The 26,381-nt window shown below is 68.7% G+C and carries 24 protein-coding genes and 1 tRNA gene; 11 read left to right on the top strand and 14 right to left on the bottom strand.

The features are described 5' to 3' along the window. The first annotated feature begins 11 nt into the window (after nucleotides 1-11). Together OG984_RS26055 and OG984_RS26050 are read left to right on the top strand one after the other, a co-directional pair. Nucleotides 12-1,025: an LCP family protein gene (locus OG984_RS26055; protein ID WP_328529007.1), complete on the top strand. Its 1,014-nt coding sequence runs from the start codon at nucleotides 12-14 to the stop codon at nucleotides 1,023-1,025. A gap of 234 nt (nucleotides 1,026-1,259) precedes the next feature. Continuing rightward, the gene (locus OG984_RS26050) at nucleotides 1,260-1,730 is read left to right on the top strand and encodes an NUDIX hydrolase (protein ID WP_328529006.1); all 471 of its coding nucleotides are present in this window, start codon (nucleotides 1,260-1,262) and stop codon (nucleotides 1,728-1,730) included. 10 nt (nucleotides 1,731-1,740) lie between these two features. On the opposite strand, the gene OG984_RS26045 is transcribed toward OG984_RS26050, so the two are convergent. The 3 genes from OG984_RS26045 to glmU all read right to left on the bottom strand — a co-directional run bounded on the left by OG984_RS26045 (nucleotide 1,741) and on the right by glmU (nucleotide 4,788). Further along, entirely contained in the window at nucleotides 1,741-2,271 is a 531-nt protein-coding gene (locus tag OG984_RS26045) for a putative immunity protein (RefSeq protein WP_328529005.1), read from the bottom strand. Nucleotides 2,272-2,284: 13 nt separating this feature from the next. Continuing rightward, nucleotides 2,285-3,259 (bottom strand): ribose-phosphate diphosphokinase, encoded by a 975-nt coding sequence (locus tag OG984_RS26040; protein WP_328529004.1) that lies wholly within the window; start codon nucleotides 3,257-3,259, stop codon nucleotides 2,285-2,287. Between the two features lie 74 nt (nucleotides 3,260-3,333). Next, on the bottom strand, nucleotides 3,334-4,788 hold the full coding sequence (gene glmU / locus OG984_RS26035) for a bifunctional UDP-N-acetylglucosamine diphosphorylase/glucosamine-1-phosphate N-acetyltransferase GlmU (RefSeq protein ID WP_328529003.1): 1,455 nt from the start codon (nucleotides 4,786-4,788) through the stop codon (nucleotides 3,334-3,336). Between the two features lie 108 nt (nucleotides 4,789-4,896). Here glmU and OG984_RS26030 point away from each other — a divergent pair, with 108 nt between their 5' ends. Further along, on the top strand, nucleotides 4,897-5,739 hold the full coding sequence (locus tag OG984_RS26030) for a helix-turn-helix transcriptional regulator (RefSeq protein WP_328529002.1): 843 nt from the start codon (nucleotides 4,897-4,899) through the stop codon (nucleotides 5,737-5,739). On the opposite strand, the gene OG984_RS26025 is transcribed toward OG984_RS26030, so the two are convergent. Beyond that, a complete protein-coding gene (locus OG984_RS26025) occupies nucleotides 5,736-7,865 on the bottom strand; it encodes a SpoIIE family protein phosphatase (protein ID WP_328529001.1) in 2,130 nt (709 codons plus the stop codon). The two genes, OG984_RS26030 and OG984_RS26025, sit on opposite strands and share 4 nt — an antisense overlap. A gap of 177 nt (nucleotides 7,866-8,042) precedes the next feature. Between OG984_RS26025 and OG984_RS26020 the strand changes: the two genes are divergently transcribed. Together OG984_RS26020 and OG984_RS26015 are read left to right on the top strand one after the other, a co-directional pair. Then, nucleotides 8,043-13,406: a HAMP domain-containing protein gene (locus OG984_RS26020; protein ID WP_328529000.1), complete on the top strand. Its 5,364-nt coding sequence runs from the start codon at nucleotides 8,043-8,045 to the stop codon at nucleotides 13,404-13,406. Continuing rightward, a complete protein-coding gene (locus OG984_RS26015) occupies nucleotides 13,403-14,062 on the top strand; it encodes a response regulator (RefSeq protein WP_328528999.1) in 660 nt (219 codons plus the stop codon). Before OG984_RS26020 ends, OG984_RS26015 begins: the two co-directional genes overlap by 4 nt. Before the next feature lie 10 nt (nucleotides 14,063-14,072). Here the strand turns inward: OG984_RS26015 and OG984_RS26010 are convergent, their stop codons facing one another. The 3 genes from OG984_RS26010 to OG984_RS26000 are packed head-to-tail and all read right to left on the bottom strand — an operon-like array spanning nucleotide 14,073 to nucleotide 16,334. Next, the gene (locus OG984_RS26010; protein ID WP_328528998.1) at nucleotides 14,073-14,309 is read right to left on the bottom strand and encodes a DUF6752 domain-containing protein; all 237 of its coding nucleotides are present in this window, start codon (nucleotides 14,307-14,309) and stop codon (nucleotides 14,073-14,075) included. Nucleotide 14,310: 1 nt separating this feature from the next. Further along, nucleotides 14,311-15,906 carry a class I SAM-dependent methyltransferase gene (locus OG984_RS26005; protein ID WP_328528997.1) on the bottom strand — a complete coding sequence of 532 codons (1,596 nt, stop codon included), beginning with the start codon at nucleotides 15,904-15,906 and terminating at the stop codon, nucleotides 14,311-14,313. After that, nucleotides 15,903-16,334 (bottom strand): adenylyltransferase/cytidyltransferase family protein, encoded by a 432-nt coding sequence (locus OG984_RS26000; RefSeq protein ID WP_045550834.1) that lies wholly within the window; start codon nucleotides 16,332-16,334, stop codon nucleotides 15,903-15,905. Before OG984_RS26000 ends, OG984_RS26005 begins: the two co-directional genes overlap by 4 nt. A 234-nt stretch (nucleotides 16,335-16,568) precedes the next feature. Here OG984_RS26000 and OG984_RS25995 point away from each other — a divergent pair, with 234 nt between their 5' ends. Beyond that, nucleotides 16,569-17,351, top strand: coding sequence for an alpha/beta fold hydrolase (locus OG984_RS25995; protein WP_328528996.1), 783 nt, complete (start codon nucleotides 16,569-16,571; stop codon nucleotides 17,349-17,351). Nucleotides 17,352-17,499: 148 nt separating this feature from the next. Here the strand turns inward: OG984_RS25995 and OG984_RS25990 are convergent, their stop codons facing one another. Beyond that, nucleotides 17,500-17,880, bottom strand: coding sequence for a nuclear transport factor 2 family protein (locus tag OG984_RS25990; RefSeq protein WP_328528995.1), 381 nt, complete (start codon nucleotides 17,878-17,880; stop codon nucleotides 17,500-17,502). A 178-nt stretch (nucleotides 17,881-18,058) separates the two neighbouring features. Further along, nucleotides 18,059-18,137: transfer RNA gene (locus OG984_RS25985), tRNA-Gln, on the bottom strand. 178 nt (nucleotides 18,138-18,315) lie between these two features. Here OG984_RS25985 and OG984_RS25980 point away from each other — a divergent pair. Then, on the top strand, nucleotides 18,316-18,903 hold the full coding sequence (locus OG984_RS25980; protein ID WP_328528994.1) for a GNAT family N-acetyltransferase: 588 nt from the start codon (nucleotides 18,316-18,318) through the stop codon (nucleotides 18,901-18,903). A 175-nt stretch (nucleotides 18,904-19,078) separates the two neighbouring features. Beyond that, a complete protein-coding gene (locus OG984_RS25975) occupies nucleotides 19,079-20,689 on the top strand; it encodes a recombinase family protein (RefSeq protein ID WP_328528993.1) in 1,611 nt (536 codons plus the stop codon). 416 nt (nucleotides 20,690-21,105) lie between these two features. Here OG984_RS25975 and OG984_RS25970 read toward each other — a convergent pair whose 3' ends face one another. Beyond that, the gene (locus OG984_RS25970; RefSeq protein WP_141779359.1) at nucleotides 21,106-21,735 is read right to left on the bottom strand and encodes a class I SAM-dependent methyltransferase; all 630 of its coding nucleotides are present in this window, start codon (nucleotides 21,733-21,735) and stop codon (nucleotides 21,106-21,108) included. 50 nt (nucleotides 21,736-21,785) lie between these two features. Here OG984_RS25970 and OG984_RS25965 point away from each other — a divergent pair, with 50 nt between their 5' ends. From OG984_RS25965 to lspA, 3 genes are read left to right on the top strand one after another with little or no spacing between them, the layout of a single operon-like run. Continuing rightward, nucleotides 21,786-22,175 (top strand): ArsR/SmtB family transcription factor, encoded by a 390-nt coding sequence (locus tag OG984_RS25965; protein ID WP_141779358.1) that lies wholly within the window; start codon nucleotides 21,786-21,788, stop codon nucleotides 22,173-22,175. Then, on the top strand, nucleotides 22,172-22,882 hold the full coding sequence (locus OG984_RS25960; RefSeq protein ID WP_141779357.1) for a cation diffusion facilitator family transporter: 711 nt from the start codon (nucleotides 22,172-22,174) through the stop codon (nucleotides 22,880-22,882). Before OG984_RS25965 ends, OG984_RS25960 begins: the two co-directional genes overlap by 4 nt. Beyond that, nucleotides 22,861-23,376 (top strand): signal peptidase II, encoded by a 516-nt coding sequence (gene lspA / locus OG984_RS25955; protein ID WP_211352327.1) that lies wholly within the window; start codon nucleotides 22,861-22,863, stop codon nucleotides 23,374-23,376. The genes OG984_RS25960 and lspA overlap by 22 nt, the downstream gene beginning before the upstream one ends. Nucleotides 23,377-23,570: 194 nt before the next feature. Here lspA and OG984_RS25950 read toward each other — a convergent pair whose 3' ends face one another. From OG984_RS25950 to OG984_RS25935, 4 genes are all read right to left on the bottom strand, one after another. Further along, nucleotides 23,571-24,419 carry a F510_1955 family glycosylhydrolase gene (locus tag OG984_RS25950; protein ID WP_141779356.1) on the bottom strand — a complete coding sequence of 283 codons (849 nt, stop codon included), beginning with the start codon at nucleotides 24,417-24,419 and terminating at the stop codon, nucleotides 23,571-23,573. Nucleotides 24,420-24,442: 23 nt separating this feature from the next. Further along, nucleotides 24,443-24,796, bottom strand: coding sequence for a DUF2752 domain-containing protein (locus OG984_RS25945; protein WP_170225060.1), 354 nt, complete (start codon nucleotides 24,794-24,796; stop codon nucleotides 24,443-24,445). Between the two features lie 246 nt (nucleotides 24,797-25,042). Beyond that, nucleotides 25,043-25,315, bottom strand: a complete 273-nt coding sequence (locus OG984_RS25940) for a heavy-metal-associated domain-containing protein (protein ID WP_328528992.1) — start codon at nucleotides 25,313-25,315, stop codon at nucleotides 25,043-25,045. Nucleotides 25,316-25,321: 6 nt separating this feature from the next. Next, nucleotides 25,322-26,380 (bottom strand): urease accessory protein UreH domain-containing protein, encoded by a 1,059-nt coding sequence (locus OG984_RS25935; RefSeq protein ID WP_141779353.1) that lies wholly within the window; start codon nucleotides 26,378-26,380, stop codon nucleotides 25,322-25,324. Nucleotide 26,381 lies beyond the last annotated feature (1 nt).

Below are 26,381 nucleotides of genomic sequence, written 5' to 3'. Positions count from 1 at the left end.
TGAGGACGGCCATGAAGAAGTCGCGCATCTGGCTCGGCGTCGGGATCGCGTTCGTCGTTCTCGTCGGCGCCGTCACCGGCACCGGCTGGTACCTCGCCCACCGCCTCGACGACCAGGTCCGGACCGTCGACGTCTTCGACGGGCTCGAGGAGCGTCCGGAGCCGGCGAGCGAGGCCGCGGGAGCGATGAACATCCTGCTGCTCGGCACCGACGGGCGCACCGGCGGCGAGGCGACGACCGGCAGCGAGGCCACCGCGTCGTGGACACCCGGTGAGCAGCGGGCCGACACGATGATGCTCCTCCATCTCAGCGCGGACCGCCGCTCGGCCTCGGTCGTCTCCATCCCACGAGACGCGTGGGTGCGGATCCCCGGCCACGGCAAGGCCAAGGTCAACGCCGCCTTCTCCCAGGGCGGTCCGCGACTCAGCGTGCAGACGGTCGAGAAGCTCACCGGCGTACGCATCGACCACGTGGCCTGGGTCGACTGGGCCGGGTTCGAGGAGATCGGCGACCTCCTCGGCGGCGTCGAGGTCTATGTCCCCGAGACCGTCCACGACTCCGCGCGCGACCGCACCTGGACCAAGGGCAAGCACCTGCTCAGCGGGGAGGAGGCCTTGCTCTACGTACGCCAGCGCTACGGCCTCCCCGGCGGCGACCTCGACCGGGTGAAGCGCCAGCAGTACGTCCTGCGCTCCATCCTGCGCGGCCTGCGGCAGAGCGTCGACCCGAAGGACCCCAAGAAGGCCTACGACCTCCTCGACATCATCACCCGCCATCTCACCGTCGACTCCGGCTTCTCCGGCGGCGACCTCCGGGGCCTCGCCCTCGATCTCGCCCGGATGCCTTCTGAGGACCTGACCTTCTTCACCGCCCCGGTCGCCGGGTTGGGACGGGAAGGAAAGCAGAGCGTGGTCCACCTCGATGTCCGCAAGGGGCGCCAACTGTGGACCGCGATGCGCGAGGACGAGATGGAGGCGTGGCTCGATCGGAACCCAGAGGTTCTGACGGGGCGGACGGTCAGCTGAGAGCTGGTGGCCGCGGATCCGTTACGGAGGGTGTTCTCGACGAGTCCCGGAGTCAAAGCGATGTATCGAGCCTGTCGAGATGACAGTCTTCGGCGATCCCTGGCGCCGGGCTCCGCCACCATTGGGACACTTCCCCGCCCAAGAGGTAGGTCCCCCGCTCCGGCGCGTGGGGTCCGACACCGGCGTGGGGAAGACGCCACGCCAGCTCGACCACCATGCAAATACAGTGGCCCCATGCCGATCCCAGACTTCATCGTCGCCCTCCGCCGCAAGATCGGCACGGAGCTGCTCTGGCTCCCCGGCGTGACGGCAGTGGTGCGCAGAGCCGACGAGATCCTCCTGGTGCGGCGAGCCGACAACGGCAGCTGGACGCCGATCACCGGAATCGTCGATCCCGGCGAGCAGCCGGCGACGGCAGCCGCACGAGAGGCGAAGGAGGAGACGGGGGTGGACATCTCGGTCGACCGGCTCGCGTCAGCAGGCGCAACGACTCCGATGGTCTATCCCAACGGCGACCGAGCGGTCTACATGGACCTCACGTTCAGCTGCACGTGGCGCTCCGGTGAGGCGTATGTCGCCGATGACGAGTCCAGCGACGTCGGCTGGTTCCACGTGGACGAACTGCCCGAGATGCACCCCGAGCTCCGGGCGAGGATCGATGCGGCCCTCTCGGGAGAGGTCGCAGCCCGGTTCGCCACCCCCTGAGCGCAAACGGTCAGCGAGACGCCCGAAGACGACGGTCGAGGGAGCTCATCAGCTCGGCGACACGGTTCCTGCCCACCGGCACGGCCGGGTAGCGCGAGAGCACATCGATCAGCACGCGATCAGCCCGCTCGACGGCACGGTCGAGGGACGCCACGGCGGACTCGGGATCACCCGACGCCTCGATCTCCGCGATCCGCGCGACGCTCGCGGCGGCACGCAGGATGTGACCGACCTGAGCGGCATCGGCGAGCGGATGCAGGTAGGCGGCCGCGGCGGCGTCCCCGGCGCTCCGTGCCGCCAGTCGGGCTTCCTCGGACGGCGCCTCGGCCGCGGCGCGGTGCGCGTCCAGGGAGGTGACCCGCTGCAGCTTCGTACGTCTCGCCCCACCGACGAACTCCCAGGCCGCATCGAGCGCGAGACGCGGGCGGGGGTCGCCGGGCACCGCCGCCTCGAAGAGCGGCAGGACCTCGGCGGCGGTCTCCGCGACGTAGCGGGCGACGACCCGGAGCTCGTCGGTCGTCAGCTCGAAGTCGCCGGCCACGGACGAAGCGGGCTCAGGCGTGGCCGTCGAACATCGAGGTCACCGAGCCGTCCTCGAAGACCTCACGGATCGCACGCGCGACCATCGGGGCGATGGAGAGCGTGGTGAGCTTGTCGAACTGCTTCTCCTCCGGCACCGGGAGGGTGTTGGTGATGACGACCTCGATGGCGGTGGAGTTCTTCAGCCGGTCGACGGCCGGGTCGGAGAGGATCGCGTGGGTCGCGCAGATGATCACGCCGGCCGCACCGTCGGCCATCAGCGCGTCGGCGGCCTTCACGATCGTGCCACCGGTGTCGATCATGTCGTCGGTCAGGATGCAGATGCGGTCCTTGACCTCACCGACGACACGGTTGGCGACGGTCTCGTTGGGCCGGTTGATGTCGCGGGTCTTGTGGATGAACGCCAGCGGCGCCCCACCGAGCCGCGCGGCCCATCGCTCGGCGACCTTGATCCGGCCGGCGTCGGGAGAGACGACCGCGAGCGGCTGGTTGCCGTACTTGTCCTTGATGTAGTCGGTCAGCAGCGGCAGCGCCATCAGGTGGTCGACCGGGCCGTCGAAGTAGCCCTGGAGCTGGTCGGCGTGGAGGTCGACGGAGATGATCCGGTCCGCACCCGCGGTCTTGAACATGTCGGCGACCAGACGGGCCGAGATCGGCTCGCGACCGCGGTGCTTCTTGTCCTGGCGGGAGTAGCCCCAGAACGGCATCACGACGGTGATCCGCTTGGCCGAGGCCCGCTTCAGCGCGTCGACCATGATCAGGTGCTCCATGAGCCACTGGTTGATCGGCGCGGTGTGCGACTGGATCACGAACGCGTCCGAGCCGCGCACCGACTCCTCGTAGCGTACGTAGATCTCGGAGTTGGCGAAGTCGTAGGCCGAGGTCGGCGTCAGCTTCGTTCCCAGAAGGTCGGCGACCTCCTCGGCGAGGACCGGGTGAGCCCGGCCGCTGAAGAGCATCAACTGCTTCTCGGTGGTGCGCTTGGTCATGTGCTGGCTCCTACCCCCGGGGTCACTGCACTTGGATTCTCCATCAACTTCGCCGCCGGACCCAACCCCGGGGGTTACTCGCCGGTCGCCGGGGGTTCACCGAGGATGGGTACGCCCGCATCGAGCGCCTCCTCGGCCGCCGCCGCCTGCGGCGTGCCTGCCCTCTTCACCAGTGCCCAGCCCTCGATGTTGCGCTGCTGACCTGCGGAGACGGCCAGCGCACCGGGCGGGACGTCCTCCCGGATCAGGGCCTCGCCACCGGTCGTAGCACCGTCTCCGACGACCACCGGGGCGACAAAGGTCACACCCGATCCCGACTTCACGTGGCGTCCGATCTTGGTCTTGTGCTTGTTGACCCCGTCGTAGTTGGCGAAGATCGTGCCGGCCCCGATGTTGGTGCCCTCACCGATCGTCGCGTCGCCGACGTAGGACAGGTGCGGCACCTTCGCACCCGCGTCGATGCGAGAGTTCTTGACCTCGACGAACCCGCCGATCTTGCCTTCCTCACCGAGGACCGTGCCCGGGCGCAGGTAGGAGAACGGCCCCACGTTGGCACCGGGTCCGACGACGGCGAGCTCTGCCTGCGTACGCACCACCCGGGCGCCGTGGCCGACCTCGGTGTCCTTCAGCGTGCAGTCGGGACCGACCACCGCGTCCTCGTCGATCCGGGTGGCACCGATGAGCTGGGTGCCGGGCAGGATGGTGACGTCGGGGGCGAGCTCGACGTCGGCGTCGATCCAGGTCGTGGCCGGGTCCATCACCGTGACCCCGTCCTTCATCCACCGGGTGACGATCCGCTCGTTGAGGATCTTCCCGAGCGCGGCGAGCTGAGCCCGGTCGTTGGCGCCCTCGGCCTCGGTGACGTCGTCCAGGACGAACGCGTCGACCCCGAGCCCGTCGGAGACCGCCAGCGCGATCGCGTCGGTGAGGTAGAACTCCTTCTTGGCGTTGTCGTTGCCGATCCGGGGCAGTACGCCGGCGAGGAACGCCCCGTCGAAGGCGATGATCCCCGAGTTGATCTCGGTGATCGCCCGCTCCTCGTCGGTCGCGTCCTTCTCCTCGACGATGCCGCTGACCCCGGCGTCACCCCGCAGGATCCGGCCGTAGCCGAAGGGCTCCGGCACGATGCCGCTCAGGATCGTGGCGGCCCGGCCGGCGGCCTCGTGGTCGGCCACCAGTGCGCGCAGGGACTCACCGCGCAGCAGCGGCGTGTCGCCATAGGTGACGAGCACCGTCCCACCGGAGACCGCGCCGGCCTCGACCGCCACCCGCACGGCATGGGCAGTGCCGAGCTGCTCGGTCTGGACCGCGATCACGGCCTCGGGGAGGATCTCGGCGATGTGGGGCTCGACCAGCTCGCGCTGGTGGCCCACCACCGCGACGACGCGGGAGGCCCCGGCCTCCGAGACGGCGGCCAGCACATGGCCCACGAGACTCCGGCCCGCGATCTGGTGGAGCATCTTGGGAGTCTTGGACTTCATCCGGGTGCCGCCACCGGCGGCCAGCACGATCACGGTGAGCTCACTCATGTCGGCCCAGTCTAGGGCGCGTGTTCCCGGAGCCGAGCCGGGGTCAACGAGCTGCCAGGGATCGGCGATCCCTGGCTGAGCAGGAGCGCGCGCCGCATCATGGTTGCCATGGACCGCGCCTCGCTCGCCGACTTCCTCCGCCGCCGCCGTGAGGCCCTTCGCCCGCAGGACGTCGGCCTGGTGACGGGGCCCCGCCGGCGTACGCCAGGCCTGCGCCGCGAGGAGGTCGCCGCGCTGACCGGGATGTCGACCGACTACTACATCCGTCTCGAGCAGCAGCGCGGCCCGCAGCCCTCCGACCAGATGCTGTCGGCGCTCGCCCGGGCGCTGCGCCTGAGCATCGACGAGCGCGACCACCTCTACCGGCTGGCCGGCCACAACGCCCCGCGGCGTACGTTCGACGACGGCCACGTCGCCCCGGCGCTGCTACGTGTGCTGGACCGGCTCGAGGACACCCCGGCGATGATCATGTCCGCGCTCGGCGAGACGCTGGTCGCGAACCGGCTCGCCGTCTCGATCTTCGGCGACCGCCCGGCGCTGACCGGCTGGGACCGGTTCGAGTCCTACCGCTGGTTCACCGACCCTTCGACGCGGGAGGTCTACCCGCCCGAGATCCACGACCGGCACGGCCGCGGTCTGGTGGCGACCCTGCGGGTCGCCTACGGAGCCATGGGCGAGCGATCCCGGGCCGGCGACCTCGTACGCCTCCTGGAGACCCGCTCGGAGGAGTTCCGGGAGCTGTGGGAGCGGCACGAGGTCACCCACCGCATCGAGGACCACAAGACGCTGCTGCATCCGCAGGTCGGCCGCATCGACGTCGACTGCCAGGTGCTGACCACCCAGGACATGGGCCAGGCGCTGCTGGTGCTGACGCCGGTGCCGGGCAGCGAGGCGGAGGAGAAGATCCGGCTGCTCGCCGTGCTCGGCCACGAGGAGTTCAGCGGGACCTAGGGGTGGGAGACGGCGCCCTTGCCCAGGTCGAGGACCAGGACGGCCATGTCGTCCGACGGCGGTGCCGCGGAGAAGTCGGCGACCGCGCGCAGCAGGCGGTCGGCGACGGCCTGAGCCCCGGCGCCGATGCCCGCGGCGAGGACGGCCTCGACCCCGGCCTCCTCGAACATCGGCTCCCCCGCGCGCCGCTCCAGGACGCCGTCGGTGACGACGACGAGCCGGTCGCCGCGCGTCACCGTCAGCTCCTCCTCGATGTAGTCGACGGCGTCGATCACTCCGAGGAGAGCCTGAGGACGGCCCACCCGGCGCGCCGGGACGCCGGGACGGGAGCGGGTGACCAGGAACGGCGGCGGGTGGCCGGCGCAGACGAGCCGCAGCCTGAAGCGGGAGGCGGCAGTGACCTCGATCGTGCCGCAGACCATCGTGATGAACCGGCCTCGCGGGCCCTCGTCGCAGATCGCGGCGTTGAGCCGCTCCAGGGTCGGCGCGATCGGGATGCCGGCCCGCATCAGCGCCCGCACCGTGTGGCGCGACATGCCGGCGACCGTGGCCGCCTCCGGCCCGACCCCGCACACGTCACCGACCATGAAGCCCCAGCGCCCGGAACCGAGCGCGAAGATGTCGTAGAAGTCGCCGCCGGCGTCGTTGAACTCCCCCGTCGGCTCGTAGCCGACCCCGATGTCCACGCCCGGGATCTCCGGCAGCACCGCCGGCAGCAGGCTGCGCTGCAGCGACTGACCGATGTCCTGGAGCTCGGTGTGAGCGCGGGCGTTATCGATGGCCAGCGCCGCCCGCCGGGCCACCGACTCCGCCACCAGCAGTCGCTCGCGGCGCAACGGCTCGCCGACGGGCCGCCCGAGGGTGAGCCAGCCGATGATCCGGTTGCGCGCCTCCAACGGGAGGATCGCGACCTCACCGGGGAAGTCGGGCTCGGCCGGGGCCTCCCGGCCGTCCGGAGCCGCGTCCTCCAGGGCCTTCTGCAGTGAGTCGAGCTGGTGCTCGTCGGCATGCCAGGCGAACTGGAGCCGGGGCTGCTCGCGAGCGTCGTTGAGGTAGATGCCGCACCAGGTCGCCAGCCGCGGCACGACGATCTGCCCGGTCATCGCCGTGGTCGCCTCCAGGTCCAGCGACCCGGCCAGCATCACGCTCGACTCCCCCAGGAACGCCAGCCAGGCCCGCCGCTCGCCGTCCGCCGCCCGGGTGGAGGCACGGTCGACGCTGGGCGCGGCCCAGTCGGCGATCCGCTGCAGCTGCGCGCCGTCATCGGTGGTGAAACCGGCCGGCTCGGCCAACGCGACCGCCAGTGTGCCGATCACGCGTCCGTCGAAGGCCACCGGCGCGGTCGCCAGCGAGCGCAGCTCGAGCCCGCGCAGCAGCTCGACCGGGGTCGCCCGCAGGTCCCCGATCGACAGCGGCCGGAACGATGCCTTGAGGGTCGGCGCACCGGCCTCACCACGCCGCACGCCCCGCCCCTGGATCGGTGCGGCGGACCCGCTCGTGGCGGCCACCACGAACCGGTCCTCCATCTCGTCCTCCAGCAGCAGGTACGCCGCATCCGCACCGAAGCGGTCACGGGTCTGCTCCACCACCAGCTCGAGCATGTCCGCCAGCGGCAGCTGGTTGAGCGCCAGCCCGCTCAGTCCCAGCGGATCCTGGCCTGGCGCGGTGGCGCGGCGGCGTACGCGCTGGTCCTCCGGACCGCCACCGGCGGGTGCCTCGGCGCCGAGGGTCTCCTCGACCAGCGCGAACGCTGCCCAGACCCGCTTGTGGTCCTTGCGGTACTCCACTCCCCAGGCCGTCGACAGCGCCGAGGTGATGAGCAGCCCGCGACCGTGCTCGCCGGTCCCGGGGTAGGCGTTGGCGCCGACCGGGAGCACGCGGGTCGGGTGCTGGTCGAACACGTCGATGCGGAGCCGGTCCTCCTCGCGTACGACCGCGACGGTCATCGGTGTGCCGGCGTGGGTCACGGCGTTGGTGACCAGCTCGCTGGTCAACAGCACGGCGTCGTCGAGAAGGTCGTCGAGACCCCAGTCGGCCAGCACCCTCCGCGCGAAACGGCGCGCCTCGGAGACCGACGTCGGTGCCGGCTCGAACGTGCGCGAGATCGTCTTGACTCCGGTGCTCATAGCCACCGCTGATTGTGCACCCCTTTGCCCCCGCAAGGCACTGATCAGGCCAAGGAAACCGGCAGGTAGGTCAAGGAATGACCAGAATCGATGGGGAACCACCGTTTTTGTCGGTCGAGACCAACCGATGAGTGGGACACTTCAGCAGACGCGCAGTTCAGCGCGAGAGGAGGCGAGATGCCCTCATCGCCGGGCACATCGGCGGACGCAGCGACTGGCACCAGGCTCCCCGAGCAGGTGCCGGTCGATCCGATCGCGTTGCGCCAGCTCAAGGACGCGATGACCGCGATGCGCGACGGCATCTTCACCGGACGTCTCGAGCCCATCGACGGCCCGCTCGGCGACCTCGCCTCCGTCCACAACGAGATCGCCGAACGGCTGAGCCAGCTGAGCGGCGAGCTCGCGCGCGTGCGTCGCGAAGCGGGCCGCGACGGCCACCACGACGAACGGCTGCGGCCGAGCATCGGCGGTGGCGCCTGGGCCGGTGCCGTCGAGGACGCCAACGACCTGGTCGCCGACCTGGCCCGCCCGACCGCCGAGGTCGCCCGGGTCGTCGCCGCCGTCTCGGCGGGCGACCTCACCCAGACGATGGCCGTACGCCACGGCAGTCGCGCCCTCAAGGGTGACCCGCTGCTCGTCGCCAAGAGCGTGAACGGCCTGGTCGCCCAGCTCGCCACGATCACCGAGGAGATCGCCCGGGTCACCCGCGAGGTCGGCACCGAGGGCAAGCTCGGCGGTCGCGCGCGGGTGCGGAACGCCTCCGGCACCTGGCGCGACCTCATCGACGCGGTCAACACCATGTCCTCGCGCCTGACCGCCCAGGTGCGCGACATCGCCGAGGTCACCACCGCCGTCGCCAACGGCGACCTGTCCCGCACGGTCACCATCGAGGTCTCCGGCGAGATGGCGCAGCTCAAGGACACCGTCGACCGGATGGTCGGCCAGCTGTCCTCGTTCGCCGCCGAGGTCACCCGCGTCGCCCGCGAGGTCGGCACCGAGGGGCGGCTCGGCGGCCAGGCTGACGTACGCGGCGTCTCCGGCACCTGGCGCGACCTCACCGACTCCGTCAACACGATGGCCTCCAACCTGACCTCCCAGGTGCGCGGGATCTCCTCGGTCGCCAAGGCCGTCGCCCGTGGCGACCTGTCGCAGCAGATCACGGTCACCGCGCGTGGTGAGGTCGCCGAGCTCGCCGAGACGCTCAACTCGATGACCGCGACCCTGCAGACGTTCGCCGACGAGGTCACCCGCGTCGCCCGCGAGGTCGGCACCGAGGGCATCCTCGGCGGCCAGGCCGAGGTGCCCGGTGTGGCCGGCCGGTGGAAGGACCTCACCGACTCCGTCAACTCGATGGCCTCCAACCTGACCAACCAGGTCCGCGACATCGCCCAGGTCACCACCGCCGTCGCGGGCGGCGACCTGTCGCAGAAGATCACCGTCGACGTACGCGGCGAGCTCGCCGAGCTCAAGACCACCGTCAACACCATGGTCGACCAGCTCTCCGCGTTCGCCGACGAGGTGACGCGTGTGGCCCGCGAGGTCGGCACCGAGGGCATGCTGGGCGGCCAGGCCGAGGTGCCCGGCGTCGGCGGCCGGTGGAAGGACCTCACCGACTCCGTCAACTCGATGGCGACCAACCTGACCAACCAGGTCCGCAACATCGCCCAGGTCACCACCGCCGTGGCCGGCGGCGACCTCTCCCAGAAGATCACCGTCGACGTACGCGGCGAGCTCGCCGAGCTCAAGACCACCGTCAACACCATGGTCGACCAGCTCTCCTCCTTCGCGGACGAGGTCACCCGCGTCGCCCGTGAGGTCGGCGGCGAGGGTCAGCTCGGCGGCCAGGCGGCCGTGCCCGGCGTCTCCGGCACCTGGCGCGACCTCACCGACTCGGTGAACTTCATGGCCGGCACGCTGACCGCCCAGGTCCGCAACATCGCCCAGGTCACCACCGCGGTCGCCCGCGGCGACCTGAGCCGGCAGATCACCGTCGACGCGCGCGGCGAGATCCTCGAGCTCAAGTCGACCATCAACACCATGGTCGACCAGCTCTCCTCCTTCGCCGACGAGGTCACCCGCGTCGCTCGCGAGGTCGGCACCGAGGGCCGCCTCGGTGGCCAGGCCGACGTCCACGACGTCTCGGGCACCTGGAAGGACCTCACCGACTCGGTCAACTCGATGGCCTCCAACCTGACCTCCCAGGTCCGCAACATCGCCCAGGTCACCACCGCCGTCGCCCGCGGCGACCTCACCCAGAAGATCACCGTCGACGCCCGCGGCGAGATCCTCGAGCTCAAGTCGACCATCAACACCATGGTCGACCAGCTCGGCTCCTTCGCCGACGAGGTCACCCGCGTCGCCCGCGAGGTCGGCACCGAGGGCGCTCTCGGTGGCCAGGCCCAGGTGCCCGGCGTCGCCGGCACCTGGCGCGACCTGACGGTCTCGGTGAACTCGATGGCCTCCAACCTGACCAACCAGGTCCGCAGCATCGCCCAGGTCGCGAAGGCGGTCTCCCAGGGTGACCTGTCGCAGAAGATCTCCATCGAGGCCCGCGGCGAGGTCGCCGCCCTGGCCGGCACCCTCAACGCGATGGTCGACACGCTGCGTACGTTCGCCGACGAGGTCACCCGTGTCGCCCGTGAGGTCGGCACCGAGGGATCGCTGGGCGGTCAGGCCCACGTACGCGGCGTGGCCGGCACCTGGAAGGACCTCACCGACTCGGTCAACTCGATGGCCTCCAACCTGACCTCCCAGGTCCGCAACATCGCCCAGGTCACCACCGCCGTCGCCCGCGGCGACCTCACCCAGAAGATCACCGTCGACGCCCGCGGCGAGATCCTCGAGCTGAAGTCCACGGTCAACACGATGGTCGACCAGCTCTCCTCCTTCGCCGACGAGGTCACCCGCGTCGCCCGCGAGGTCGGCACCGAGGGCAAGCTCGGCGGCCAGGCCGAGGTGGCCGACGTCTCCGGCACCTGGCGCGGACTCACGGAGAACGTGAACCAGCTGGCGAGCACGCTGACCACCCAGCTCCGCGCGATCGCCGAGGTCTCCGCCGCGGTGACCCAGGGCGACCTCAGCCGGCAGATCACCGTCGGGGCCGAGGGCGAGGTCGCCGAGCTGAAGGACAACCTCAACGAGATGATCGACTCGCTGCGGGAGACGACCAGGGCCAACGAGGACCAGGACTGGCTCAAGACCAACCTGGCCCGGTTCACCGGCCACATGCAGGGTGGTCGTGACCTGCTCGAGGTCGCCCGGCTGATCGTCTCCGAGCTCACCCCGCTGGTCGGTGCCCAGCACGGCTCGATCTTCCTCACCGACCAGACCCCTGAGCAGAGCGGTCCCAAGGTGCTGCGCCGGATCGCCTCCTACGGCTACCAGCCGAGCCCCGACGTCCCCGACGTCTTCGCCGTCGGCGAAGGACTGGTCGGCCAGGCCGCCTACGACCGCCAGCCGATCATCGTGCGTGACGTTCCGGCCGGCTTCCTGCGGATCTCCTCCGGCCACGGGTCGGCGGCGCCGACCTCGATCGTGGTGCTTCCGGTGGTCTTCGAGGAGAAGGTGATCGGCGTCGTCGAGCTCGCCTCCTTCCGGCCGTTCAGCACCGTCCACATGCAGTTCCTCGAACAGCTTGCCGAGTCGATCGGGGTCTCGCTCAACGCGATCATGGCCAGCTCCCGCACCGAGGAGCTGCTGGTCGAGTCGCAGCGCCTCGCCGCCGAGCTGCAGGACAAGCAGGACGAGGGCGAACGCCAGCAGGTCGAGCTGCAGCAGACCAACGCCGCGCTCGAGGAGAAGGCCCGCCAGCTCGCCGACCAGAACCAGGCGATCGAGATCAAGAACCTCGAGATCGAGGAGGCCCGGCGCGGCCTGGAGGAGCGTGCCGAGCAGCTCGCCCTCTCATCGCGCTACAAGTCCGAGTTCCTGGCCAACATGTCGCACGAGCTGCGTACGCCGCTCAACTCGCTGCTCATCCTGGCCCGGCTGCTCTCCGACAACGTCGACGGCAACCTCAACGCGCGCCAGGTCGAATACTCGCGCACCATCCACGGCGCCGGCACCGACCTCCTCCAGCTGATCAACGACATCCTCGACCTGTCCAAGGTCGAGGCCGGCAAGATGGACGTCCACGTCACGGACGTCGACGTGACCTCGGTCGTCGAGTACGTCGAGGCGACCTTCCGGCCGCTGACCGCCGAGAAGGACCTCGACTTCATCGTCGGCGTCGACCCCGACGTGCCCCGCCTGCTGCGCTCGGACCAGCACCGTCTGCAGCAGGTGCTGCGCAACCTGCTCTCCAACGCGGTGAAGTTCACCGACGGCGGCGGGGTCCGGCTGCTGATCCGCAACGCCTCCGGCGAGCGCTTCTCGACACCCAGCCTGCAGCAGGCGGACGCGGTGCTGGCCTTCTCGGTGATCGACACCGGCATCGGCATCCCACCGGAGAAGCTGAGGGTCATCTTCGAGGCGTTCCAGCAGGCCGACGGCACCATCAGCCGCAAGTTCGGCGGCACCGGTCTCGGCCTCTCCATCAGCCGCGAGGTCGCGCACCTCATCGGCGGCGAGATCCAGGTCAAGAGCGAGCCCGGCCACGGCAGCTCGTTCACGCTGTACGTCCCGAGGATCAGCTCCGACTCGATCGACGCCCAGCCCGCGACCGCACTCGGTGGCGTGCAGGACTCATCGCTTCGGACTCCGCTTCACCAGGAGACTCCTGGGCGCCGGGCCGACCAGCTGCTGCTGGTCCTCAGCGGTGGCAGCGACGAGTCCGGCCCCGGCACCAGCGCCGTCGTCGAGGCCCTGTTCGGGTCGGTCGACGAGGTCGAGACGGTCTTCGGGTCCTCCGCCGAGGAGGCCCAGGCGGTCCTGGCCGACCGCGACGTCGACTGTGTGGTGCTGGACCTTCCCCTGGCCGACGGTGGCTTCGAGGTGCTCCGTTGGATGCGCACCCACAAGCGCACCAAGGACACCCCCGTGGTGCTGAGTAGGGTCGGCGAGGTGACCAAGGCTCAGCAGAACCGGCTGGACAGATACGCCGAGGCGATGACTCTGAAGACCCCGGCGACCACGGAGGAGGCCATCGATGACGTGAGCGTGCTGCTGGGCCGCACCGGGATGCAGCTTCCCCGGACGTACATCGCCGAGCCGACCGACGCGACCGGCCAGTTCGCGGGTCGGCGGATCCTGATCGTCGACGACGACGTACGCAACGTCTTCGCGCTCACCAGCGCGCTCGAGCAGCACGGCATCGACGTCCTCTACGCCGAGTCCGGCGAAGCCGGGATCGAGGCGCTGCAGCGCGAGCCGGGCGTCGACCTCGTCCTGATGGACATCATGATGCCGGGCATGGACGGTCTGACCGCGATGCGGCTGATCCGCGACATCCCGCAGTTCAAGAGCCTGCCGATGATCGCGCTCACCGCCAAGGCGATGACCGGTGACCGCGAGGACAGCCTCGCCGCCGGCGCCTCGGAGTACATCACCAAGCCGGTCGACGTCGCCGACCTGCTCTCGCTGTTCCGGGTGTGGCTGTCATGAACGACACCGCTCTCGCGTCGGTGGGCGCCGCCACCAGCGCCCGGGCCAAGATCCTGCTGGTCGACGACCGGGCGGCCAACCTGGTCGCGCTCGAGGCCATCCTCGGCTCGCTCAACCAGACCCTGGTCCGTGCCGGCTCGGGCGAGGACGCGCTCCGCGCACTGCTCCACGACGACTTCGCGCTGATCCTGCTCGATGCGCAGATGCCCGGGATGGACGGCTTCGAGACCGCCACCCGCATCAAGGCCCGGGAGCGCACCAAGGACGTCCCGATCATCTTCCTGACCGCCAACGACTTCGACACCCATCTCGCCTATCGCGGCTACGCGACCGGTGCCGCCGACTTCCTCGCCAAGCCGTTCGACCCGTGGCTCCTGCGGGCGAAGGTGCAGGTCTTCGTCGACCTGTGGCATGCCAGTCGCAAGCTCAGCACCCAGGCCGACCTGCTGCGCCGGTCCCTGGACGAGCGCCGCTCCTCGGTGCCCGGCCGGGTCGACGTCGATGTCGTCGCCGATCTTCGGTCGCGCCTCGCCGGCGTGGAGGAGGCGGTCGCCGACCTGGACATCGGCGCCGGCATGGGCCCCGGCGGCGACGCCCGTCGTCGGCTCGGCCAGCGGATCGACGACCTCAGGCAGGCCCTCGAAGCGCTGGGATGATCAGCTCGGGTCAGATCTTCGCGCGGTACTCGGCGAGGATCTTCTCCGCCTTCTCCGTGTCGGCGTCCTGCAGCGGGATGAGCAGCTCGGCGATCACGTCGGTGAGCTCGGCGACGCGGCGGTTGAGCTGACGCTGCTCCTGCACCTCGGCCTCGAGCGCCTCGATGCGGCGCACCAGCGACGCACGCGTACGGGCCGCGTCGCGGGCGCCGCGGGCGATGTTCTTGATGCCGGATTCGTCGGACATGTCAGTTTCCTTCTGCAGACTTGAGAGAGGGCCAGGAGGCACGCAGCCGAGCGACCCGCGGCAGCGGGTCGTCGAGCATGTCCCGGCCGTCGACGATCTCGAGGTGCTCGACCACACCGCCGGCGGCCTCGATCTCGGCCTGGACCAGGGCTGGATCGACGCGGCGTACGAGCCCTTCGGGCTTCGGGTCGGGGAGGTTCTCACCGGTGGCCGCGAACTCGAGGAAGAGCTTGCCGCCGCCGGGACGCAGCGCCATCTTCGACAGGATCCAGAGCTGGTGGCGCGCCGCCTTGTCGAGGCAGCCGATCAGGTCGCGGGCGTAGAGGTGGTGCGGGTCGCGGGCCAGTCGCGCACCCAGCGTCAGCGTCGAGCGGAGCTCACCGAGGATGAGCTGGTCGGAGATCAGCGGGAGCTTGTGGCGCTCGGCCCGGCGGCGTACGGCGGCAACCGCTGCGCGGGAGAAGTCCACCGAGCGCACCTGGTGCCCCTTACGGGCGAAGAAGCGACCGTCACGCCCGACCGAGCCGGAGCCGATGTCGACCACCTTGGCGTCCTCGGGCAGCTGCTTGATGACCCACGTCGCGAAGTAGGACTGCTTGGTCTCCAGCTCGCTGCCGTGGGTGTTGTGGAACTCGGTCCAGAACCCCATGTCGGTGCGGAACCCACGCAGCCAGCCGTCCAGGCGACGTACGCCCGCGGGCGGGTCCGCGTACTTGAACGACGGGTCCGGGGTGCGCCACTTCGGGCCGTAGATGAAGGCCAGCATCTCCTCGGGCTCGGCGGGAGCCGGGAAGTCGTAGCCGTGCAGGTTGATCGTCGAGACCGGCACGATCGCCTCGCGGCGCAGCCGTCCGGAGCGGTTGCCGAGCTGGTAGAAGACCGGCTCGCCGTCCTTGTCGGGCACGTAGAAGGCCACGAAGATGTCGATGTGCACCTTGCGGCCGTCGGAGACCTGGTGCAGCACCTTGATGTCGCCGCCGGACATCCGCAGGACGCTCCAGCCGCGCTCGCGCATGGTGCGCTCGATGGCGTACGACTCGGTGATGATGTCGGCCGGAAGGGTGTGCTTGGAGAGGTAGCAGACGTCGGTGTCGGAGTCGTGTCCGAGCATCCGGCCCTCCCGGATCGCGCCGAGGAGCGCGCCGTAGTTGAGGTAGGCCTCCACGCCGATCACGTCGCGGAGGTCGGCGAGGACACGCTGGGTGCCGTCGAGGATCTCTGCGCGAATGCCCTCGTCGGTGGCCTCGAAGGAGCGGGTCAGATGGCCGACCTTGTCGACGCTGAGCGGGTTGCCGCTGCCGTCGACGATCGAGATCGCGCCCTCGCCGGTGCCGAGAGAGATCTTCTCCTCGAAGAGCACCTCACCGTCGTAGTCGGCGATGGTGACCGTCGCCGAGCCGTCGAGGAACCGGGTGAGCACGTTCGGCCACGGCACCAGGACGCCGCCGTCGACCCGGTGGCCGTCGCGGCTGGGCGTCAGCGACCAGACGTACTGGCCGTCGACGGAGAGGATCAGGACCGACGTCGAGGAGCCCCGGACGAGGACTCCCTCGTCGGAGACCTCGAATCCGCCAGGCGTGAGGGCGCTGACGGTCACGAGACCTGGGCACCTTCTCGCGCGATCGCCTTCCGCAGGGCGGTGCTGCTGGTCTGGAGCGTGTAGGGGAAGTAGACGACCTCGACACCGACCGACGCCATCTTCTTCTCGAGCGCGTCGCCCTTCTCGGTGCCCTTCCAGTCATCGCCCTTGAAGAGGTGGGTGAACCCGACCTCGCGCCAGGAGTCGACCTTGTCGGTGGTGCGCTCGGCGTAGACCGCGTCCACGATCCCGATCGCCTCGACGATCTCCAGCCTCTCGACGAGCGGGACGGTGGGGATGATCCCCTTGGTCGTCTCGCAGACCTCGTCGGAGACCACCCCTGCGATCAACGTGTCACAGCGCTCTCGCGCCTGACGCAGCATGTTGAGGTGACCGATGTGGAAGAGATCGAACACGCCAGGTACGTAACCGATGACCGGTCCCATGCCCACGCTTCCTCCAAGTGTTTGTCGATTAGTTTGGGCGACTTTACACCCTGCTCCCCCACGACCCCGATATGAGGCCAGTATCCATACCACCCTGCGCATCTCCGCAATCACCAACGCGACACGCGGGCATGCACAGGAAGCCCGGCGACCTTACACGAAGATGAACAGCGCGTGGCCATTGTTGCCCGATGTGTCAAGCCGAATCGCGGCTGCTGAGCTAGCGTCGGAGTCATGGATGTCGTCGAGATCGACGGGTTGCGCGTCGCCTTCCGACAGGCCGGGACAGGCCCTGCGGTCGTGTTCGTCCACGGCGGCGCCGAGGACGGCCGCACCTGGACACCCCAGCTCGACGCCCTCGCTGACGAGTTCACCGTCATCGCCTGGGACGAGCCCGGCGCCGGCGGCTCCTCCGACGTGCCCGCGGGGTTCCGGCTGAGCGACTACGGCGACTGTCTGGCCGGGCTGATCCGCGCCCTAGACGTCTCCCCGTGCACCGTCGTCGGGCTCTCCTGGGGCGTGACCGTCATCCTCGAGCTCTATCGGCGCCACCCCGGCGTCGTCCACAGCCTCGTCCTCGCGGACGGCTACGCCGGCTGGCGCGGCTCGCTCGGTGCCGAGGAGGCCGACGCCCGTCTCGCCGGCCTGCGCGACCAGCCGGAGGGCTCCTTCGACCCCACCCTCCCCGGCCTCTTCGCCGGCTCACCGCCTGCCGATTTCTTACCCCTGATCAAGGCGATGTCAGCCGACGTACGCCGCCACAGCATGCTCACCGCCCTGACCGCGATGGCCCAGGCCGATCTGACCGACGTGCTCGAGACGATCCGGGTGCCCACCCAGCTCATCTGGGGCGCCCTCGACGCCCGCTCGCCGCTGTCGGTCGCGCACGAATTCAAACGCCTCATCCCGGCCGCGGACCTCGCCGTCATCCCCGGCTGCGGTCACGTCAGCAACCTCGAGGCCCCCGAGGCGTTCAACGACATCCTCCGCTTCTTCCTCCGCCGCCACGGCGCGTGAGCCGCATCGGCGCGGGCGCGGGGCATTTTCCCGCCATGGCGGGATTCCGCGCGCGTGTCGCCGCAGATCGCCGGCCGTTTCCCCGCCATGGCGGGGTTCTGCGGTCAAGACCTCAGCCAGATAGGCCGGTCTGGTGGTCAAGAGCGCGTCATTGCTGATCGCGCCACGTACCGGTCCAGTCATAGAGCGGGGCGGTGGTGGCGTACTCGCGGAGGTAGGCGATGCGATCGCCGTGGATCCTCGCGATGGAGCAACCCTCAAACCTGCCGACCTGGCCTCGCCAAGTGCATTCAAAGCTCCATTCGGCCATCAGGAACTCATCGGCCGCGGCATATGTCGTGATGTCCCACGCGTCGACGCGGCCGCCGGCCGCAAACCACGCGTTCATCCACTGCTCCACGTGGGGCCGGCCACGGTAGACCGGGCCATAGGACTCGATCACCACGCAGTCCTCCGTCAGCGTGGCCAGGACCGCGCCGACGTCGTGGCGCCGCCATGCATCTATGTAGCGATGCAATTGAGTCACCATGCGGCGACCCTAGCGGGTGCAACGCGCCCCTCCCTGGCCTCCGGCCGCGCACCAGCGAGGACGCCGAGCAACTGGGATCGGGGCCGATTCTGGCTCCTTGTGTGCCATCCTGGTGTGCCATCTGGAAGGACGAAGCCCGCCTCCATCTGCCAAAGCGCAGGTCAGGGCGGGCCCTCTGCTCCCCGGGTAGGAGTCGAACCTACGTCGCTAGTCCTGATTCAAAGTCAGGCGGGCCCTGCCGGCAGACCAACCGGGGAACGTACGCCGAAACGCACGGGACAACTGTAGACGGCCGAGGCTGCGCTCACCGCACTGACTCAGGATGATCCCTCACCGGACTGGGCGGAGCGCGCTATCGTCGAGTCACTTCCTGTGTCGCACCCGCCTCCTCGACGCGATCGGGCGGATGCGACACACCCTTTCGAGGAGCTCACGTTGGCTGATGAAGTCACGATCGATGGTTCGACCATCCGTACGGCGCGGGTGCGGCTTCGGCCCTGGCACGAGGACGACGCTCCCGCGGCACTCGAGATCTACGGCAGCACCGAGGTCTCCCGCTGGCTGGCGCCCGCCATGGAACAGGTCACCGACGTCGACTCCATGCGGGCGACGATCAGCAGCTGGCTCGCCACGCCTTCCGGACCCGCCGGCCGGGCGAGCGGCCGATGGGCGGTCGAGGAGATCGAGAGCGGACGTCTCGCGGGATCGGCACAGATCCTGCCGCTTCCTCCGGAGGGAGAGGACCTGGAGGTGGGCTACCAGCTCGCCCCCTGGGCGTGGGGACGAGGACTGGGTTCAGAAGCCGGACACGCCCTCGCCCACTACGCGTTCGCCAACGGCGAGGAGGAGATCTTCGCCGTCGTGCGACCCCAGAACGAGCACGGCATCCACGCCGCACGCCGCATCGGCATGGACTGGGTCGGGGAGACGGAGAAGTACTACGGCCTGAGGCTCCAGGTCTATCGCCTCCGCAACAGCGACCTGGACGTGTCCCTGCTCAACCCGAGTCCTCTCGAACGCTGACCCGATCGGCGCGCCGATCGCCTACGGTGAGCATGTGGACCTTCCTGTGATGCCGCCGATCCTGCCGATGCTCGCGAAGCCCGCGAAGGGCGTGCCGACCGACGGCGGGTATGCGTTCGAGCCGAAGTGGGACGACATCCGTTCTAGTTGTACGTAATCGCGGTACGATGCATCCGTGAACGCACGGCGCCACAACTCCGGGCCGCAGGTGCGGCACGGAGTTGGTTACACGCGCTACTCGACCGACGAGCAGGGTTCGACGGCTGAGCAGCGCGCGATCAACGACGCCGTTGCCGCCGAACACGACATCGTCTTGACGCACTCGTTCGCCGACGAAGGTGTCTCTCGCAGTCTCGCCGACCGCCCGGGCCTCCAAGAGCTCTTCGACTACCTGGAAGCCAACCGCGATGTGCACTACCTGGTAGTCAACGAGCTCGAGCGACTCACCGCAGGTATCGGCCAGCGCCAGCAGATCACCACCCTGTGCAAACGACTCGGCATCACGCTCGTGACAGAGGACATCGGCCTGATCGATCCGCACGACGAGGACGCGATGTACGACGCCGACCTACGCGCCGTGAACGCGAAGGGCGAGGTGCTCAAGGTCAGGCGCCGCACTCGCCGCAATCTTCGCGCCAAGGTTGCGGCCGGCTCCACGATCGCCATGCGCCCCGCGTACGGCGTACGTATGAAGCCGCTCGTGGTCGATGGCGTCGAGCTTCCCAGCGGGATGCCGGCCTTCGTCGGAGGCCGCAAGGTGCGTTCAGGCGAACTCGAACTGCACCCGGACGAATACCCCTGGCTCAAGCAGATCTTCGCATGGGCCGATGAAGGCGTGCCCTCCGACGAAATCGCCCGACGGCTGAATACGGAAGCGGTACCAACCAAGACACGACGGTCCGGGTGGGGCGGAAACACGATCAACGGAATCCTCGACAACCCTCTCTACAAGGGTGAACTGGTGTGGGGCCGGCGGCAGGTTCTTCGCGACGAGAACGGCAGGGCCTACCTGGAAGCCCGCGACGAGGACGACCCTGGACGTGTCGTGAAGGCTTCCCCGCTCGGTCCGCTCGTGGATCCCGACCTCTGGGACCGCGTGCACACTCAGCGCATGGCTCGACGCGGCGAACGCCGCATGAAGAAGCGCGTCGTTCCCGAGCACGTCCTGGATCGGTTCGTCTACTGCGCCCGCTGCGGACACCGCATGTACGCCCGAGTCGATAATCCGGGCAAACCGAACATGAAGATCCGCATCAGGTTCTACTGCCCCGGCACTCGACCCGGAATGGTGGCCAAGGAAGGCTATCCAGGCACCTGCACGCGCGTGAACAGCATGCTGGCCGACCGCATCATCAAGGGTGTCGGTTCGCAGCCGATACGTGGTGGCGCCACGGTCCAGGTCACGGTCAGCCGCGGCGTCTCCAAAGACGAACACGCCCGAAGGCGGACCGCCCTAGAGGCCCGCATCGCGGAGTCTGAAGCCGAGTGGAAGAACGCCAAACGACTGGCGATCAAGGGCCTTCTCGATGACGACGACCTCGTGTCGACGAAGCGCCGCACTGATGAGGCGGTCAGTGCGGCGCGGGCCGACCTGGCTGACCTTGGTGACAGCGCGCAGATCGAGATTCTCCCGTTCGCCGGAGAGATTGCCGAGCGGTTCGCCGAGCTGGCCCAAGCCTTGGAAGACGAATCAGCACCCGTCGCTCTACGGCAGAGACTGCTACGCGACTTCGGCGTTCACCGCATCTACGTCGACAACCCAGACATCCGCGTCGAGCTGCTCTAACGGCACCCCCGCCAAGAACGCATCCCGCTTCGCCTTGAACACGGCCAGCGCTCGCACCGCCCGTGCGTCCTGCTCCGGCGTGAGGATCTTGGCTCGCTCACCGTCACAGAGCCTGTCCTGGTGCACTCGTCCGCTCGAAGCCACCTCGAGAGAACTCGATCGCGCAGGGGGTATCAACGCGTCTGGAGTCGCTTCCCGCCTGGACGCCGCCCTCATGACCGTTGCACCCCCTGATGCAGTCAGCGCGGCATGCCGCGCTCCTACTACCCAGGGTCGAAACCACTCCGCCAGTGGCCACCCTCGCCCTCGAACACCCGCTCACCGTGACATGGCGATTTTCAAGCCGCCACCTGACGTGCGGTGCGGCACGCCCTCTGACCTGCCGAAATCACGTCCCTCGGTGATGGGCATCGTGCTCATTCGCTGCCGAAGTCGAGCTTGCGGGCGGCGCCGAGCAGATAGTCGCCCTGGATGCGGGTGAATGCACCGGTCACAGCCAGGCCGTGATGGGGTAGCTCGGCGAGGAAATCCTGCGCGGTGAATCGGTCGTGCTCGGGGTGGTCGAACAGTCGCCGGTAGGTCGGTCGGGCCAGGGCATGGGCGGTGACTTCGTCGAAGATGAACATTCCGCCGGGTTTCAGCACACGTGCGATCTCAGCGACGCTCGCGCGCCAATCGGGGATGTGATGGATGATCGCGAAGTCGAAGGCCGCGTCATAGGTGGCGTCCGCGGCATCAAACGCCGCCTTCAGGTCGGTGGCGTCCGCTACCTGGAGGCGCACCCGGTCCGGACGGTCCGCTAGGCGGTGCTGGGCCTTGGCCACCATGTCGGGATCGAGGTCAAGTGCATCGACCTGTGCGGCCTGGAAGCGGTCGAGGATCATCCGTGTGCCGTACCCGGAGCCGCAGCCGATCTCCACGGCGCGGCCGCCCTCTGGTAGCGGCCCGCCGGCCAGCCGCAACAGCGCGGGGACCTCGTAGAAGCGTTGCAGGGCCCGGCGGGCGGGACTGTTGACCGCTGCTTTCTCGATTCGGTTCATCAACATGACACGACCCCTTCTAGATAAACATCGACTACGACAGTTATCATCGTTCCATGACGATTGATAGCACGGAGAGCGCACTGTCGGCTACCACCTCATGTGGGGCGCCGACCGCGGCCGTTGCCCTGTTCCGTTCCCTGGGAGACCCGGCACGCCTGGCGATTCTGCGGCGACTTGCAGAGGGCGAGGCCCGCGTCACGGACCTAGTCAGCTGCGTGGGGCTGGCGCAGTCCACAGTCTCCGCGCACCTCGCCTGCCTGCGCGACTGTGGCCTGATCACCTCCCGGCCACAAGGCCGCGCCACCCTGCACTCGCTCGCTAGGCCGGAGCTGCTCGACCTGCTCGCCTCCGCAGAGCAGTTGCTCGCCGCTACCGGCGACGCCGTCGACCTGTGCCCCACCTACGGATCCAACTCCATCGGCCCTGAGGAGTCCACCCGATGAGCAGCACACCGACCACGGCCACCACGCCGGACGTGACCGGCAAGGCTGCCCGCCGCGCTGTCAGGTACGCCCAGTTCACGATCGGCTACAACGTCGTCGAGGGCATCATCGCGATCGCGGCCGGCACGGTCGCCGGGGCGGTCTCGCTGATCGGCTTTGGGGTCGACTCCAGCATCGAGGTCGCTGCCGCGACGGTGGTCCTGGTGCGGCTGCTCGCGGAGATGAAGGGCGGCGAACCAGACGAGGCCAAGGAACGCAGGGCCCTGAAGTTCATCGCCGTCACGTTCTTCGCCCTCGCCGCCTACGTCACCATCGAAGGCATCCGCGACCTCGTCAGCGGCGAGAAACCCGACACCTCCCTGGTCGGCATCGTCTTGACCGGCGTCTCCATCGTCATCATGCCCTGGCTGGCCCACGCCAAGCGCAAGGCCGGTCTGGAGATGAACTCCCGCCTCGTCGTCGCCGACGCCGCCGAAACGAAGCTGTGCGCGTGGCTGTCCGTATCGACCTTCGCGGGACTGGTGGCCTTCGCGCTGTTGGGCTGGACCTGGATCGACCCCGTAGCCGGCTTTGTCATCGCCGCCTTCGCCATCATGGAGGGCAAGGAAGCCTGGGAAGGCGAACTCGTCTGCGACGATGGCTGCGAAGACGACGACAACGAGCCCGGCTCCGGCCAGGCGTCCTCGTGCTCGCAGGACTGCCAGTGACAGCCCCTAGCACCACCGTCGCAGCTCGGTCCCGCGTCCTCAAACGCCGGATCGGGCTGCTCGTCCTGGCCGCCGTCCTTGCCGGAGCCGACCTCGGAATCAAGGCATGGGCCGAACGCGCCCTACCTGCTGCTCCGATCGAAGGCGGCCTTCTCGATCTCCGGCTCACCTTCAACCCCGGCGTCGCATTCTCCTTCGCAGCCGACGCTCCGTCCTGGATCGTCGTCGGGATAACCGCCCTTCTCACGGCAGGGGTAGCAGTGCTGCTATGGCGCACCACGCCAGAAGCAAGCCAGCCCTGGGGCCTCGCGCTCGCCGTCATTCTCGGCGGCGCGCTCGCCAACCTCATCGATCGCACGCCGGACGGGCACGTCACCGATTACCTGCACACCGGCTGGTGGCCCACCTTCAACCTCGCGGACGTTTTCATCGTGACCGGCGGACTCCTGCTCGTTGCGCTGTCTTGGAAGGACCAACCAGCAACTGAGACCTAGGAGGCACGCAAAATTCGCCGACGCGCGTCCGTCGGCGTCACAGCACCAAGGCCGTTTCGGCGCCACCTTTGGGTAACGTCGATCCTGGAGTCCATGTTGGAACATCGGATCGATCCAGCTCGTACTGGAGAAACTGCCGGACAGGACCCGTTCGCGGTGACGCCGCTGTCGGATCAACCGGGGCACTTACGCAGTTACTGTCCGATTTCGACGATCTTGGACCACGTCGCCCCCTGATCCTCGGATGCGTAGATTCCGGTATCGGTTGCGACGTGCCAGACGGTGTCCGTGGCGTCGAGGGCTTCGGGTTGCCCAGTGACCGATCCTGGGTTGATCCAGTCGCCGGTTGCAGAGTCGGCCGTGTAGACCTTGCCGTCAGGTCCGGTGCCGACGAGCACGCCGCGCGGGGTGGCGTCGATCCACACGAGCCGGGGTGCGTCGGCGACTTTCGTGGTCTGGCCGCCGAGGTCCACCCGGACGAGTTCACCCGCTCCGGTGGTGGCGAGGACCTGATCAGTCTTGCCCGACGATGAGGCGAGGTCGATGAACTCGCCCTCCGTCACGCTCTTCCACGTCGTACGGTCGGTGGTGGCGAGGATCTGGCTGCTGTTGGAGTCGTAGCCGAACACCCGGTTGCCGACGACCTCGAGTGCGTGGAAGTCGGCCTCGCCCTGGAGTGACAGGGGTTTCCAGGTCTTGGCTGCATCGGTGGATTCGATCAGACCGAGATGGGGCGGCAGGTCCTCGTTCAGGTCCGGGTGGCCGCTGCCCAGGAAGGTGTGCGGACCGGTGACGGTGAACGCCATGGTGTCTTGCCAGCGGTTGGCGATGCGGGTTGGTGTGCCGTTCTCGATCTTGAAGACCCCGAGGTGTCCTGCTGCATACAGGGCGCCGTCGGCGGGATCGATGCCGAGCCCGTGGATGTGGCCGATCTGTTGATCGTCGCCCGTGGCGGCTGAGCGTTCCGGTTGGTCCGACGCGCAGCCGCCCAGAAGCAGGATCACGGAGGAGGAGATCGCTACAAGAACAGGCAGGCGGTGCATGGTTCGATCCTCAGGGTCAGGGTTCAACGAACAGGGTGGTCGATGAAGGTGAAGGTGCCCTGCATCAGCAGGTCGGCCCGACCCTGTTGCCGGATCTCGAGAAGGATCAGCAAGATCACGGCCGCAGCGATGGCGATCCTGCGTGCGCGGCGGGTCCAGGTGATGTGCGCGGTGAGCCAACGGCCGGTCATGATGCCGGTGGCGCCACGTAGGAGCAGCAGGCTTACGACCAGCACGGTGGCGATGCCGAGTGGGTTGTAGCGCCATGCCTCACCCCACCGACCCATCGCGGTGTAGCGGGCGGCACGAGTGCCGCCGCACAGCGGGTCCATGATCCCGTACCAGTGCAACGGCCCGTGGAGATCGATCGGGGGCAAGCCGAACACCGCCATGCCTCCAGCGATCACTGCCAGGCCCGCCGCCCCGAGACTGATCCACCGGTATCGGTCGCGCCCCTCGAGAGTCACCCGCATCGCCAGATGGGTGTGCGATGGCGCGTTCACAGGCACGTCCGCACCCCGAGCACGGTGAGCGTGAAGCCGATGACGATGAACGCCCCGAACGCATACACGGGCCACAGACTCTTCTGCGCCCATCTCTTTGAGCGGTTGCCCATCAGGACCTCACGACCGTGCCCGGCGAAACCATGCGCGCCGTACGGGTGCAGCCTGAGCGCTCACGGATACAGGGTTGACGTCGTAGCCGGCGATGCGGATCGCCTCGGCGACGTGGGCAGGTTCGCATCGGGTGGGGTCGAGCGTGACAGTAGTGAGCTTCTTCTTGAGCGAAGTGGTCGAAGAAGTCACGCCATCGAGTTCTTCGACGGCCTCGTCGATGAGGATGCTGCAGCTGTTGCAGTGCATGCCGGTCACGGCCCAGGTATAGGTGGTCTGCATGGTGTCCTAGCTGATCGTGATGGTGCCGGAGTACATGCCCATCGAGCACGAGTAGTCGATGCGCCCGGCCTTGGTGATGCCGAGGTCGAACGGGGTGTCGCCGTTCTCGGGCAGAACTGTTTGAGTGTTGAGGGCGGGGACGACGAGCGCTCGTACGCATCCGTAGGCGCCCTGGGAACGGAAGATCACCTTGGTCGGGACGCCTGCCTTGAGTGCGAGGTTTGCTGGCGAGAACCGGCCCGAGGTGACTGTGATGACCGCAGTCTGTGTGCCGTCGGCCATCGTCACCGTAGAGGCGTCCGCGATCGCTGGTTGGTCGATACCGAAGGTCTGTTTGAGATTCTGCGCGGCCAGCGGCGAACCGGCCAGGGTGAGGCCGCCGTTCAGCGTGTAGAACCCGGCGAGAAGCACAACGATGCCGGTGGCGAGCGCGAGCCGGCCCTTCCAGGCAGCCGCCGCCTTGTGAGCGACATATCCGATGAGGGTGAACAACGGCGCGGTGCCGAGAACGAACACAGCCATGGTGAGCGCGCCCCGTACAGGGGATCCTGAGGTGATGGCCAGCGCCATCATCGACAGCGTCACGCCACACGGCAGCAGGATCGAGGCGAACCCGAGGATCGCTGGAGCCAGGGCGCTTGTCGAGTGTGCACGACCACGCACGAGCTTCACCCAGGAGGCGGGCAGAGTGATCGCGAAACTCCTGAAGCCCGGTACGCCGAGCTGAGCCAGACCGAAGGCGATGATCAGAAGGCCCGCCACGATCTGCACGGTCGAGCGGAGATTCGGAGAGAGCTGGACGGCCGAGCCGACTGCGCCGAGCAGCGCGCCGAACAGAGCGTGCGAGGTGATCTTCCCGGCGAGAAAGCCGCCCACCGGAGCCAGGTCACCTCCGAGCTGTGCCTGCCACGTCTGCTTCATCGCCGGCTGTCGCTTCCCGCCCTCAATCCCGGTCGTGCGACCCTTCTGGCGCGCCACCAGACCGGCCAGAAGGCCACCTTGGACGGCGGCACATGAGACGCCGCCAGCCAGTAGGCCGGCAAGGAGGATGGCGCCAAGGTTCATG

Source organism: Nocardioides sp. NBC_00368, from assembly GCF_036090055.1.
In the GTDB taxonomy this organism is placed as follows: Bacteria; Actinomycetota; Actinomycetes; order Propionibacteriales; family Nocardioidaceae; genus Nocardioides.
This window is presented reverse-complemented; position numbering and strand designations above follow the sequence as displayed.

Excerpts from the sequence above, each read along its gene's own strand:
- OG984_RS26055 (WP_328529007.1), top strand. The coding sequence starts at position 12 with ATGAAGAAGTCGCGCATCTGGCTCGGCGTCGGGATCGCGTTCGTCGTT.
- OG984_RS26050 (WP_328529006.1), top strand. The coding sequence starts at position 1,260 with ATGCCGATCCCAGACTTCATCGTCGCCCTCCGCCGCAAGATCGGCACG.
- OG984_RS26040 (WP_328529004.1), bottom strand. The coding sequence starts at position 3,259 with ATGACCAAGCGCACCACCGAGAAGCAGTTGATGCTCTTCAGCGGCCGG.
- glmU (WP_328529003.1), bottom strand. The coding sequence starts at position 4,788 with ATGAGTGAGCTCACCGTGATCGTGCTGGCCGCCGGTGGCGGCACCCGG.
- OG984_RS26030 (WP_328529002.1), top strand. The coding sequence starts at position 4,897 with ATGGACCGCGCCTCGCTCGCCGACTTCCTCCGCCGCCGCCGTGAGGCC.
- OG984_RS26025 (WP_328529001.1), bottom strand. The coding sequence starts at position 7,865 with ATGAGCACCGGAGTCAAGACGATCTCGCGCACGTTCGAGCCGGCACCG.
- OG984_RS26020 (WP_328529000.1), top strand. The coding sequence starts at position 8,043 with ATGCCCTCATCGCCGGGCACATCGGCGGACGCAGCGACTGGCACCAGG.
- OG984_RS26015 (WP_328528999.1), top strand. The coding sequence starts at position 13,403 with ATGAACGACACCGCTCTCGCGTCGGTGGGCGCCGCCACCAGCGCCCGG.
- OG984_RS26010 (WP_328528998.1), bottom strand. The coding sequence starts at position 14,309 with ATGTCCGACGAATCCGGCATCAAGAACATCGCCCGCGGCGCCCGCGAC.
- OG984_RS26000 (WP_045550834.1), bottom strand. The coding sequence starts at position 16,334 with ATGGGACCGGTCATCGGTTACGTACCTGGCGTGTTCGATCTCTTCCAC.
- OG984_RS25995 (WP_328528996.1), top strand. The coding sequence starts at position 16,569 with ATGGATGTCGTCGAGATCGACGGGTTGCGCGTCGCCTTCCGACAGGCC.
- OG984_RS25990 (WP_328528995.1), bottom strand. The coding sequence starts at position 17,880 with ATGGTGACTCAATTGCATCGCTACATAGATGCATGGCGGCGCCACGAC.
- OG984_RS25970 (WP_141779359.1), bottom strand. The coding sequence starts at position 21,735 with ATGTTGATGAACCGAATCGAGAAAGCAGCGGTCAACAGTCCCGCCCGC.
- OG984_RS25965 (WP_141779358.1), top strand. The coding sequence starts at position 21,786 with ATGACGATTGATAGCACGGAGAGCGCACTGTCGGCTACCACCTCATGT.
- OG984_RS25960 (WP_141779357.1), top strand. The coding sequence starts at position 22,172 with ATGAGCAGCACACCGACCACGGCCACCACGCCGGACGTGACCGGCAAG.
- OG984_RS25950 (WP_141779356.1), bottom strand. The coding sequence starts at position 24,419 with ATGCACCGCCTGCCTGTTCTTGTAGCGATCTCCTCCTCCGTGATCCTG.
- OG984_RS25940 (WP_328528992.1), bottom strand. The coding sequence starts at position 25,315 with ATGCAGACCACCTATACCTGGGCCGTGACCGGCATGCACTGCAACAGC.
- OG984_RS25935 (WP_141779353.1), bottom strand. The coding sequence starts at position 26,380 with ATGAACCTTGGCGCCATCCTCCTTGCCGGCCTACTGGCTGGCGGCGTC.